The sequence below is a fragment of the Streptomyces mutomycini genome (assembly GCF_001700505.1).
Classification (GTDB): domain Bacteria; phylum Actinomycetota; class Actinomycetes; order Streptomycetales; family Streptomycetaceae; genus Streptomyces; species Streptomyces mutomycini.
Genome location: NZ_MAPV01000002.1, coordinates 1 through 13,854 on the forward strand (window position 1 = coordinate 1; position 13,854 = coordinate 13,854).

The 13,854-nt window shown below is 70.9% G+C and carries 1 protein-coding gene; it reads left to right on the forward strand.

Annotated features, from left to right (window positions below; all coding sequences use genetic code 11):
• Nucleotides 1-13,854 (forward strand): type I polyketide synthase (locus BFF76_RS33450; protein ID WP_244167194.1); only part of this gene is annotated, 13,854 nt, incomplete at both ends.

Sequence of the window (13,854 nt, forward strand, 5' to 3'; positions counted from 1 at the left end):
GGGTGCCGGCCGTGTGGTGCTGGTGAGTCGTGGTGGTTCGGCTCCGGTGGAGTTGGTGGGGGAGCTCGAGGGTCTGGGTGTGGAGGTTGTGGTCGCGGCGTGTGATGTGAGTGATCGGGTTGCTCTGGCGGGGCTGGTGGAGGAGCTCGAAGCGGCTGGTGGCCCGGTGCGCTCCGTGTTCCACGCAGCTGGCATCGGTCAGATGACCGGCCTGGTGGGTATGAGCGCGGATGAGTTCGCTGAGGTGCTGCGGGCCAAGGTAACGGGTGCGGACAATCTGGATGCCGTCTTCGGTGACCGGCCGCTCGATGCGTTCGTGCTGTTCTCCTCGATCAGCGCCGTCTGGGGCAGTGGCGGCCACGCCGCCTACGCGGCTGCCAACGCACACCTCGACGCCCTGGCCGAGCGCCGGCGGGCCCGCGGGCTGACCGCCACGTCCATCGCCTGGGGCCCCTGGGGCCAAGGCGGCATGATCGAGGACATCGGCGAAGCCGAACTGCGGCGACGCGGGCTGTCCACCATGGCTCCGGCGACGGCGATCACCGCTCTCCACCGGGCACTGAGCGAAGGCGACGTGCACGTGGCGGTCGCCGATGTGGACTGGGCACGCTTCGCACCCGCGTTCACCGCCGCGCGGCCGAGCCCGCTCCTGGACGGTCTGCCCGAGGTGAGGCAGATCCTCGAGCACGCCGAGGCTCCCGTGGAGGACTCGGCCTTCAAGCAGCACCTTGCAGGTCTCTCCACGCCGGAACGTGACGCGGAACTACTCGAACTGGTCCGCCGTGAGGCTGCGGCCGTGCTGGGACACCGAGGCGCTGAAGAGGTGCCCGCCGACCGCGCGTTCCAGCAGCTCGGCTTCGACTCGCTCACCGCTGTGGAGCTACGCAACCGACTGACCGCGGCTACCGGTCTGTCCCTGCCCTCGACGCTGATCTTCGACTACCCGACCCCGGCAGTACTCGCCGGCCACGTCCGCACCGAGGTGTTCGGCGAGGCTGCGGAGGCCCGGCCCACGGCATCGGTGACCAGGGAATATGCCGAGGATCCGGTCGTCATCGTCGGCATGAGCTGCCGGTTCCCCGGCGGTGTCGCGTCGCCCGAGGAGCTGTGGGCCCTGCTCGAGTCCGGAGGCGACGGCATCTCCGGCTTTCCGGAGGACCGTAACTGGGACGTGGGCACGCTCTACGATCCGGACCCCGAGAGCGTGGGTACGTCGTACGTCTCCGAAGGCGGTTTCCTGCACAATGCGGCGGAGTTCGACCCCGGCTTCTTCGGGATCTCGCCGCGTGAGGCACTGGCGATGGACCCCCAGCAGCGGTTGCTGCTGGAGGCGTCGTGGGAGGCCTTCGAGCGGGCGGGCATCGACCCGACCTCCCTCAAGGGTGACCGGGTCGGTGTGTTCACCGGAACCAACGGCCAGGACTACGGCTACGTGCTCGGCGGCGCGGGTGACTCCGTTGTCGGGTACGGCGCCACCGGCAGCTCTGCCAGTGTTCTGTCCGGTCGCATCGCGTACACCCTGGGTCTCGAAGGCCCGGCGGTGACCGTTGACACCGCGTGCTCCTCCTCCCTGGTGGCCCTGCACCTTGCGGTACAGGCGCTGAGGGAGGGCGAGTGCACCATGGCCCTGGCCAGTGGTGTGACCGTCATGTCGATGCCGGGTGCCTTCGTGGAGTTCTCCCGGCAGGGCGGTCTCGCTGTGGACGGCCGGTGCAAGGCGTTCGCCGAGGCGGCGGACGGCACCGGCTGGGGCGAGGGCGTGGGCATGCTCCTGGTGGAGCGGCTCTCGGACGCGCGGCGCAACGGCCATGAGGTCCTGGCCGTGGTGCGGGGCAGTGCGGTGAACCAGGACGGTGCGTCGAACGGTCTGACGGCTCCGAACGGTCCCTCGCAGCAGCGTGTCATCCGCCAGGCCCTGGCCAACGCCGATCTGAAGCCGGCGCAGGTAGAGGTGGTCGAGGCGCACGGCACGGGTACGACGCTGGGCGACCCGATCGAGGCGCAGGCGCTGCTGGCGACATACGGGCAGGAGCGGTTCGACGAACGGCCGCTGCTGCTGGGCTCGATCAAGTCGAACATCGGTCACACGCAGGCCGCGGCCGGTGTGGCCGGGATCATCAAGATGGTGATGGCGATGCGGCACGGTGTGCTGCCGCGGACGCTGCATGTGGATGAGCCGTCGTCGCATGTGGACTGGTCGGCCGGTGCGGTGGAGTTGCTGACGGAGTCGGTGGCGTGGCCGGAGACGGGTGAGCCGCGGCGGGCGGGTGTGTCGTCGTTCGGGATCAGCGGTACGAACGCGCACATCATCCTGGAGCAGGCTCCTGAGGTGGAGCCGGCGGACGTGGCGGGTGCCTCGTCGTTGCCGGTGGTGCCGTGGGTGGTGTCAGCGAAGACGTCCGAGGCGCTGGTCGCTCAGGTGGAGCGGCTGTCGGATGCTGCTGCGGATCGGAATCCGGTGGATGTCGGGTTCTCGCTGGTGACGTCGCGTGCGGTGCTGGATCATCGTGCGGTGCTGATCGGTGACCGGACGGTCTCGGGTGCGGTGACCTCGGGGCGTACCGGTGTGTTGTTCTCGGGTCAGGGTGCGCAGCGGTCGGGTATGGGCCGTGAGCTGTATGAGGCGTATCCGGTGTTCGCGGATGCGTTCGATGCGGTGTGTGCGGAGCTGGACCGCCATCTGGATCAGCCGATCCGGGATGTGGTGTTCGAGGGTGGTGAGCTGCTGGATCAGACGCAGTTCACGCAGGCCGGTCTGTTCGCTCTCGAAGTGGCTTTGTTCCGTCTGGTGTCGGCGTGGGGTGTGAAGCCGGACTATCTGCTGGGGCATTCGATCGGTGAGCTGTCGGCCGCGCACGTTGCTGGGGTGCTGTCGCTGGAGGACGCTGCCAGGCTGGTGGCGGCTCGTGGTCGTCTGATGCAGGCGTTGCCGGCGGGCGGGGCGATGGTCTCGCTCCAGGCTGCGGAGGACGAGGTCCTGCCGCTCCTGACCGACGGCGTCTCGATCGCAGCACTCAACGGGCCCTCCTCGACGGTGGTTTCCGGTGACGAGGACGCTGTCCTGGCTATCGCCGCGCACTTCGAGGCGGAGGGCCGTAAGACCAAGCGGCTTCGCGTCAGTCACGCGTTCCACTCACCCCGCATGGACGCGATGCTGGACGACTTCCGCACGATTGCGGAGACGTTGACCTTCCATGCCCCGCAGACCGCCATCGTGTCGAACGTGTCCGGTCGGGTCGTGTCTGACGAGGAGATCTGCTCGGCGGACTACTGGGTACGCCACGTCCGTGAGGCGGTCCGCTTCCTCGACGGGATGCGGGCTCTCCGGGACCAGGGCGTGACCACGTACCTGGAGCTGGGTCCGGACGGGGTGCTGTCCGCGATGGGGCAGGACTGCGTCGAGGACTCGGCGTTCGTGCCGGCCCTGCGCAAGGACCGTGCGGAGGCGGAGGCGCTGGTCACTGCGCTTGCTGAACTGCACGTACGCGGACGGTCCGTGGACTGGGTGGCGTACTTCGCCGGCGCCGGCGCCCGCCGCGTGGACCTGCCGACATACGCCTTCCAGCGCGAGCACTACTGGCCCGCCGCCGCAGCGCGGTGGCTCGGTGACGTATCCGCATTCGGACTGCGCCCGGTCGGGCATCCGATGCTCGGTGCTGCGATGACGCGGGCCGATGCGGACGGGCTGGTCATGACGGGCCGCCTGTCGCTGCAGACGCACCCGTGGCTCGGTGACCACGCCGTACTGGGTTCGGTCCTGCTTCCGGGCACCGCCTACGTCGAACTCGTCCTGCAAGCCGGTGAACACGTCGGCTGCGGTCTTCTCGAGGAGCTGACACTCCAGACACCTCTCGTGCTCCCCGAGCAGGGCGGCGTAGCCGTGCAACTGACGGTGGGCGCGCAGGATGCGGAAGGCAAGCGTCCCGTCGCCCTGTATTCACGGCCTGTCGAAGGCCAGGACGACACCCTCCCGTGGCAGCAGCACGCGGCCGGTGTGCTGGCCCCCGCAGGCGCCGAGGCCAACGATCCGGAGCTGGCCGAGTGGCCGCCCCGTGATGCCGTCGCCGTGTCCGTCGACGGGCACTACGAGAGCCTGGCCGAGCACGGCTACGGCTACGGCCCCGTCTTCCAGGGGCTGCGGGCCGCATGGCGCCGTGGTGAGGAGATCTTCGCCGAGGTCGCGCTGCCCGACGGCGCCGAGGCCGAACGATTCGGCCTGCACCCCGCACTGCTCGACTCCGCCCTGCACGCGATGGGGCTGACCGGCGGCAGTGCGTCCCAGGGCGAAGCAACGGGGGTCGGTCTCCCGTTCGCCTGGACAGGCGTCTCCCTGTACGCCATCGGCGCATCCGTGCTGCGCGTGCGGATCACCCCCACCGGGTCGGGTATTCGCCTCCTGGCCGCCGACGGTTCCGGTTCCCCGGTCGCCCGAGTCGAATCGCTGGTGCTGCGTCCGGTGACCGCAGCTCAACTGGCGGTGCCCGGAGCCGATCAGGACGCGCTGTTCCACCTCGAATGGTCCCCTCTCCCCGTGTCCCCCCTGCCGTCGGACGGCCCCGCCCGGCGGTGGGCGGTGCTCGGTGAGGGCTGGCCGGTGTCCCTGGGCGCCGAACCGTACGAGGACCTGGCAGCCGTGGATCCGGCCGTCGGGCTCGTCCTGGTCACCCACCACGCCGACGCCTCCGGCGATCTGGCGTCCGACGTGCGCCGGAGTGTGCACGAGCTGCTCGCGCTGGTCCAGGAATGGCTGGCCGATTCCCGTTTCGCCGACGCCCTGCTGGTGATCGCGACACACGGGGCGGTCACGCCCCGAGGTGAGGACGAACTGTCGGACCTGTCCGGAGCGGCAGCCTGGGGCCTGATCCGCTCGGCACAGTCCGAGAACCCCGGCCGGCTGGTCCTCGTGGACATCGACGACTCCCACGACGCCCTGCTGCCCGCAGTGGCCACCGGTGAGCCGCAGCTCGCCGTTCGCGCCGGTGACGTGTTCGTACCCCGACTCGGCCGTACCTCGGCCGGGGAAGCACTCGTACCGCCGTCCGGGAGCAGCCCGTGGCGACTGGACATCACGGACAAGGGCACCCTCGAAAACCTCGCACTCGCCGCCTGCCCCGATGCCTCCGAGCCCCTCGCCCCAGGGGCGGTACGGGTCGGCATGCGTGCCGCAGGCCTGAACTTCCGCGACGTGCTGATCGCGCTCGGCGTCTATCCCGGTGACGCCACCATGGGTATCGAGGGCGCCGGCATCGTCCTGGAGACCGGCCCGGGTGTCACAGGGCTGGAGCCCGGCGACCGCGTGATGGGCCTGTTCTCCGGCGCGTTCGGACCGGTCGCGGTGACGGACCGCCGCACGTTGGCCCGCATCCCCGACGGCTGGTCCTTCACCGAAGCGGCATCCGCCCCGGTCGTCTTCATGACCGCGTACTACGCACTCGTGGACCTGGGGCGACTGCAGCCCGGCGAATCGGTCCTCGTGCACGCCGCCGCCGGTGGCGTCGGCATGGCCGCCGTGCAGCTCGCGCAGCACCTGGGGGCCGAGGTCTTCGCCACCGCGAGCAGCGGCAAGTGGGACGTGGTGCGCTCACTCGGAGTCGACGACTCGCACATCGCCTCCTCGCGCACACTCGACTTCGAACGACAGTTCCTCGACGTCACCGAAGGCCGGGGCGTCGACGTCGTCCTGGACTCCCTCGCCCGGGAGTTCGTGGACGCGTCGCTGCGCCTGCTGCCGGGCGGCGGCCGGTTCATGGAGATGGGCAAGACCGACATCCGCGACGCGGAGGTGATCGCCGAGACCTTCCCGGGGGTCGCCTACCAGGCCTTCGACCTGATCGAGGCCGGTCCCGAGCGGATCGGCCAGCTGATGGCCGAAGTGCTCGCACTCTTCGACAGCGGAGCGCTGAAGCCGCTCCCGATCCGTACCTGGGATGTGCGGCAGGCGCCCGAGGCGTTCCGCTTCCTGGCCAAGGCACGCCATGTGGGCAAGGTCGTCCTGACCGTGCCCGAACCCGTCGAGCGGCACGGTACGGTCCTGGTGACCGGCGCCACAGGTGCGCTCGGTGGACTTGTGGCACGTCACCTCGTAGCCGAGCACGGTGTGCGCAGCCTCGTCCTGACCGGCCGCCGCGGCGCATCGGCCGCCGATGCCGCCGCGCTCGCCGCCGAACTGACCGAGGCCGGTGCCGACGTCGTGCTGGCCGCCTGCGACGTCACCGACCGTGATCAACTGGCGGCCGTCCTGGCAGCTGTGCCCGAGGACCGCCCGCTGACCGGCGTCGTACACGCCGCGGGTGTCCTCGACGACGGCGTGGTGTCGTCCATGACGCGCGAGCGCCTCGACACCGTGTTGCGGCCGAAGGTCGACGGCGCGGTCCACCTGCACGAACTGACCGCAGGGCTCGACCTGTCGATGTTCGTCACGTTCTCCTCGGTGGCCGGCGTCTTCGGCGGACCGGGCCAGGCGAACTACGCGGCAGCCAACGCCTTCCTCGACGGCCTCGCCCAGCAGCGCCGCAGCGCAGGGCTTGCGGCGACCTCGCTCGCGTGGGGCCCCTGGGCCACGACGGACGGCATGCTCGGACGGCTCGACGGCTCCGACGTGGACCGCATGGTGCGTTCCGGCGTCATGCCGCTCGCGGACGAGCACGGACTCGCCCTGCTCGACGCCGCGCTGGTCTCTCCACGGGCAGCTCTGGTGCCGGTGGGCCTGGATCTCGCGGCACTCCAGGCGCAGGCCGCCGCGGGGGCACTGCCGGGAGTGTTCCGCGGACTGGTCCGCACCTCCGGCCGGCGCCGGGCTCCGGCAGCCGTCACAGCGGGCGCGTCCACCCTCGGGCAGCGCCTCGCCGGCCTCGCCCCGCAGGAGCGCGACCAGGAACTGCTGGATCTCGTACGCATCCAGGCGGCCTCGGTGCTCGGCCACGCCGGTGCCGAGTCGGTCGATGGTGACAAGCAGTTCAAGGACCTGGGAGTCGACTCCCTGACAGCGGTCGAGCTGCGCAACCGGCTGAATGCCGCGACGGGTCTCCGGCTGCCCGCGACCCTCGTCTTCGACTACCCCACCCCCGCCGCGCTCGCCGGATTCCTGCTGACCGAGATCCTGGGCGTCGTCGTACCGGAGAGCGCGGACGCGCTCCTCACCGCCGCTGATGACGACCCGATCGCGATCGTAGGCATGAGCTGCCGGTTCCCCGGCGAGGTGAACTCGCCGGACGACCTGTGGCGGCTGCTTCTCGACGGCGGTGACGCGATCACCGGCTTCCCCGACGACCGTGGCTGGCACGCCGACCGGCTGAACGGCCCTGAGCCGGAGGAGGCCGCGGACCGGCTGACCACCGTGCGCGAAGGCGGTTTCCTGACCTGCGCGAGCGCCTTCGACCCCGGCTTCTTCGGTATCTCGCCGCGTGAGGCCCTCGGGATGGACCCGCAGCAGCGCCTGCTGCTGGAGAGCGCCTGGGAGACCTTCGAACACGCGGGGATCGACCCCGCAGAGGTACGCGGCAGCGCGACGGGTGTGTTCGCCGGCGCGTCGTCCTCCGCGTACGGGGCGGGGGCACAGCTGCCCGAAGGCTTCGAAGGGAACGCCCTGACCGGCAGCGCGACCAGCGTGGTGTCGGGCCGGGTGTCGTACACCTTCGGCCTCGAGGGCCCCGCCGTCACGGTGGACACGGCCTGCTCGTCCTCGCTGGTGGCTCTGCACCTCGCCGTACAGGCGCTGCGCCAGGGTGAGTGCACCATGGCGCTGGCCGGCGGTGTCACGATCATGGCCGACCCGGGCATCTTCATCGAGTTCAGCCGTCAGCGCGGGCTGGCACCGGACGGCCGTTGCAAGCCGTTCGCCGAGGCGGCGGACGGTACGGGGTGGTCCGAGGGCGTCGGCATGGTGCTGGTCGAGCGGCTGTCGGACGCGCAGCGCAACGGGCACCAGGTGCTGGCTGTCGTGCGCGGCTCGGCGGTGAACCAGGACGGTGCGTCGAACGGTCTGACGGCTCCGAACGGACCTTCGCAGCAGCGGGTCATCCGCCAGGCGCTGGCGAACGCGGGAGTCACCGCAGCGGACATCGACGCCGTCGACGCGCACGGGACGGGCACGCGGCTGGGCGACCCGATCGAGGCGCAGGCCCTGCTGGCGACCTACGGGCAGGAGCGGGCGGACGACCGGCCCCTGCTGCTCGGGTCGATCAAGTCGAACATCGGCCACACACAGGCCGCTGCGGGTGTGGCCGGGGTCATCAAGATGGTGCAGGCCATGCGTCACGGTCTGCTGCCCCGCACCCTCCACGTGGACGAGCCGACGTCGCACGTCGACTGGTCGGCCGGTGCGGTGGAGTTGCTGACGGATTCGGTGGCGTGGCCGGAGACGGGCGAGGCACGGCGGGCCGCCGTGTCGTCGTTCGGGATCAGTGGCACGAACGCGCATGTGATTCTGGAGCAGGCTCCGGCGATCGAGGCGACGGAAGACGCAGAGGACGCACTGGTGCCGGTGATGCCGGTGGTGCCGTGGGCGGTGTCGGCGAAGTCCGAGGCGGGCCTTTCGGCACAGGTGGAGCGGCTGTCGGCGTTCGCCGCGGACCGGAATCCGGTGGATGTCGGGTTCTCACTGGTCACGACGCGTGCGTTGATGAATCACCGTGCGGTGGTCATCGGCGACCGGGTGGTAAGCGGTTCGACGGCGCCCGGTGGTCTGGCGGTGTTGTTCTCGGGTCAGGGCGCTCAGCGGTCGGGTATGGGCCGTGAGCTGTACGAGTCCTACCCGGTGTTCGCGGGCGCCTTCGACGCGGTGTGTGCGGAGCTGGACCGGCACTTGGACCGGCCGATCCGTGACGTGGTCTTCGACGGTGATGAGCTGCTGGATCAGACGCAGTTCACGCAGGCCGGTCTGTTCGCGCTCGAAGTGGCGCTGTTCCGACTGGTGTCGGCGTGGGGTGTGAAGCCGGACTATCTGCTGGGTCACTCGATCGGTGAGCTGTCGGCCGCGCATGTGGCCGGGGTGCTGTCGCTGGAGGACGCGGCCAAGTTGGTGGCGGCCCGTGGGCGCCTGATGCAGGTGCTGCCCGCGGGTGGGGCCATGGTTTCCCTCCAGGCGACGGAGGACGAGGTCCTGCCGCTGCTGACCGACGGTGTTTCCGTTGCCGCGCTCAACGGCCCCTCCGCGACGGTGATTTCGGGTGACGAGGCGGCTGTCCTGTCGATCGCCGCGCACTTCGAGGCGGAGGGTCGTAAGACCAAGCGGCTTCGCGTCAGTCACGCGTTCCACTCGCCCCGCATGGACGCCATGCTCGACGACTTCCGTACGGTCGCGGAGGGTCTCACCTTCAATTCGCCCGGTATCGGCATCGTCTCGAACGTGTCCGGTCGGGTCGTGTCGGACGACGAGATCTGCTCGGCGGACTACTGGGTACGCCACGTCCGCGAGGCGGTCCGCTTCCTCGACGGGATGCGGGCCCTCCAGGACCAAGGTGTCTCTGCATTCATGGAGTTGGGTCCGGACGGGGTGCTGTCCGCGATGGGGCAGGACTGCGTGCAGGACTCGGCCTTCGTGCCGGCCCTGCGCAAGGACCGCGACGAGGCGCGCACACTGGTCACCGCCCTCGCCGAACTCCACGTGCGCGGATCGGCCGTCGACTGGGCGGCGCACTTCGCCGGCGCCGGCGCCCGCCGCATCGACCTGCCGACCTACGCATTCCAGCACGAGCGGTACTGGCTCACCGCGCCGGCGGCTCCCCTCGGGGACATGGCGGCGGCCGGGATGGGCCGTTCCGATCACCCGATGCTCGGAGCCGGCGTACGGCTGGCCGGAACCGACGGGTTCCTGTTCACCGGGCGGCTGTCCGTCGAGTCCCACCCCTGGCTCGGTGACCACATGGTGCTGGGGTCCGTGGTCGTCCCGAGCACGGCCTTCGTCGAACTCGCGCTCCACGCGGGCGAACGGTTCGGCGCCGAACTGCTGGACTCGATGACCGTAAGCGCCCCGCTGGTTCTGCCCGAGCACACGTCGGTCGGCGTACAGCTGGTCGTAGCGGCCGAAGACGGCACAGGACGGCGCAAGGTGGAGGTGTACGCGCGCTCCACGGCGGGCGGCCCCGAGACGGACTGGACCCTGCACGCCGCCGGCGTGCTGGCTCCGGCTCATGAACACCACGACGCAGTAACCGAGTTCGAGGTGTGGCCGCCGAAGGGCGCCGCCCCGGCATCGGTGCAGAGCGTGTACGACGATCTGGCCGACGCCGGTTACGACTACGGCCCCGCTTTCCGCGCACTGCGCGCGGTATGGCGCCGAGGCGATGAGCTGTTCGCCGAGATCGCACTCGAGGAGGAGACGGACACCCAGGGGTTCGGACTGCATCCCGCCCTGCTGGCCGCTGCCTTCCACCCGGTCGCCGGTGGCCTGCCGTCCTCGTGGTCCGGCGTGACGCTGTCCGCGGTGGGTGCGAAGGCGCTGCGTGTGCTGATCCGCCCCGCGCAGCAGGGTGTCACCGTCCTCATGGCCGACGAGACCGGCGAGCCGGTCGCCGCGGCGGAGTCCGTGGTGCTGACTCCGGTGACGCCCGAGCAGCTCCGGACCGACTCGGGCGAACGGGATTCGCTCTTCGCTCTGGAATGGGCGCCCGTGCGGCTGCCGTCCAACCCCACCGCGGGTACCTGGGCGGTGCTGGGAGAGCCGGGAGCGCTCGCCCCGCTCGACATTCCGGCCTACGCGGACCTCGCCGCCATCGACCGGACCCCCGATGTCGTCTTCTGCCCCCTGGATGTCTCCGGCGACGGTCTCGCCGCCCGTACACACGCCACCACCCACGCGGTCCTCGCGACCGTGCAGGAGTGGCTGAGCGACGACCGGTTCGCCGACGCGGTCCTGGCCGTCGTGACCCGGGGAGCGGTCGCCTTCGGAGAAAGCGGACCCGACGACCTCGCGGGCGCCACCGCCTGGGGGCTCGTACGGTCGGCCCAGTCCGAGAACCCCGGCCGGCTGCTGCTCATCGACCTGGACGACCACGCCGACTCGCCCGGCGCCCTGGCCGCCACGCCGGCGTGCGGGGAACCCCAGGTCGCCGTTCGTGAGGGCCGCGCCTTCGCACCCCGGCTTGCCCGCCCGGCGCCACGCCCGGCAGCAGCGGAACCGCAGCCGCACGGCACCGTCCTGGTGACCGGAGCCACAGGCGCGCTCGGCGCCCTGGTGGCAAGGCACCTCGTGGCCCGGCACGGTGTCCGCAGCCTGGTACTGACCAGTCGCCGAGGCCCCGACGCACCGGGCGCCGCCGAGCTCGCCACCGAGCTGAGGGCGGCCGGCGCCGAGGTGGCACTTGCCGCCTGTGACGCAGCCGACCGGCAGCAACTGGCGGCGGTACTCGCAGCGATCCCGGGCGACCGCCCGCTGACCGGTGTGGTGCACGCGGCCGGTGTCGTCGACGACGGAGTCGTCTCCTCACTGACCGCGGACCGGCTGGACACCGTGCTGCGCCCCAAGGTCGACGCGGCAGTACACCTCCATGAGCTCACCGAGCAGCTGGACCTGTCGATGTTCGTCCTGTTCTCCTCGGTCGCCGGAACCTTCGGCTCCCTCGGGCAGGGCAACTACGCGGCGGCGAACGCCTTCCTCGACGCGCTGGCCCTGCACCGTGCGGGCCGCGGGCTGGCGGCCACGTCGCTGGCGTGGGGGCCGTGGGACCTCGCAGACGGCATGGTCGGACGGCTGCACGACGGCGACACGAGCAGGATGAGCCGGTCAGGGGTCGTGCCCCTGACAGCCGAGGAAGGGCTGACGCTCCTCGACACGGCTCTCGCCGGCGGCCATGCGGCGCTCGTGCCCGTACACCTGGATCTCGTGGCCCTGCGCGCACAGGCCGCTGTCGGTGCGCTCGCGGGAGTGTTCCGCGGACTGGTCCGGACGAGCTCGCGACGCAGGGCGGGATCCGCAGCAGGCTCGCTCAAGCTGCTGCAGAAGCTCGCCGGGCTCACCCGGGAGGAGCGCGGCGCCGTCCTGCTGGACGTGGTCCGTGCCCAGGTCGCGGCAGTCCTCGGTCACAGCGGTACCGAAACGGTGGGCGTCGACCGGCCGTTCAAGGAGCTGGGCTTCGACTCGCTGACCGCCGTGGAACTGCGTAACCGGCTGGACGCGGTCACCGGCCTGCGGCTCCCCGCGACACTGATCTTCGACTACCCCACTCCTACGGCCCTGTCCGACTTCGTACTCGGAGAGGTCCTGGGCACACAGCCCGAGGCCCCCGTGGCCCTGCCGACCGCCCAGGCGGCGGAGGACGACCCGATCGCGATCGTCGGCATGAGCTGCCGCTACGCCGGCGGGGTGGCGAGCGCCGACGACCTGTGGCGGCTGGTCACCACGGACGGGGACGGGATATCCGGTTTCCCGACCGACCGCGGGTGGGACCTGGACAGTCTCTACGGGGCAGGCGGCGAGGACGGCGCGTCGACGACGCTGGAGGGTGGCTTCCTCTACGAGGTAGCGGAGTTCGACCCCGCGTTCTTCGGCATCTCGCCCCGGGAAGCCGTGGCGATGGACCCGCAGCAGCGCCTGCTGCTCGAAGTCTCGTGGGAGGCGTTCGAGCACGCCGGTATCGACCCCGTGTCCGTGCGGGGCGACCACATCGGCGTCTTCGCAGGAACAGCCTCGTCCGGCTACGGGGCCGGGATGCGACTGCCGGAGGGAACCGAAGGCCACCTGCTCACCGGAAACGCGACCAGTGTCATCTCCGGTCGCGTCTCCTACACCTTCGGCTTCGAGGGGCCGGCCGTCACGGTGGACACGGCGTGCTCGTCCTCGCTGGTCGCCCTGCACCTGGCGGCCCAGGCACTGCGCTCGGGCGAATGCTCGATGGCCCTGGCCGGGGGAGTGACAGTGCTGACGAACCCGGGCATCTTCGCGGAGTTCTCCCGCCAGCGCGGTCTGGCGGCCGACGGCCGCTGCAAGGCCTTCGCGGATGCGGCGGACGGCACGGGATGGTCCGAGGGCGTCGGCATGGTGCTCGTGGAACGGCTCTCCGACGCCCGTCGCAACGGGCACCGGGTGCTCGCTGTCGTACGTGGCTCGGCGGTGAACCAGGACGGTGCGTCGAACGGTCTGACGGCACCGAACGGACCTTCGCAGCAGAGCGTGATCCGGCAGGCACTGGCGAACGCCGCGCTGTCCCCGGCACAGGTGGACGCGGTGGAGGCGCATGGGACCGGCACCAAGCTGGGTGACCCCATCGAGGCACAGGCACTGCTGGCGACGTACGGACGCGAGCGGCCGGCTGACCGGCCGCTGCTGCTCGGGTCGGTCAAGTCGAACATCGGCCACTCGCAGTCCGCGGCCGGCGTGGCGGGGATCATCAAGATGGTGCAGGCGCTGCGGCACGGCGTTCTGCCCCGGACCCTGCACGTGGACACTCCGTCCTCGCAGGTGGACTGGTCGGCGGGGGCGGTCTCGCTGCTGACCGAGTCGGTGGCGTGGCCCGAGACGGGTGACGCCCGGCGCGCGGCTGTGTCGTCGTTCGGGATCAGCGGTACGAACGCGCACGTGATTCTCGAGCAGGCGCCGGACGAGGAAGTGGCCGTGGGGGCCGGGCTTCCGGCTGATGTGGTGCTGCCGTTCGTGTTGTCCGGCAAGTCGGAGGGGGCGCTGCGGGATCAGGCGGCGCGTCTGGCGGAGTCGGTGGCGGGGGCGCCGGGTGTTTCGGTGCGGGATCTTGCGCACGCGTTGGCGTTGAGCCGTTCCCGGTTCGAGCACCGGGCGGTGGTGACGGCCTGTGGGCGTGAGGAGTTGGCGGCGGGGCTGGGTGCCCTGGTGGAGGGCCGTTCCGCACCGGGTGTGGTGCGGGGTGTCGCTGATGGTGCGGTGGCTCCGGTGTTCGTGTTTCC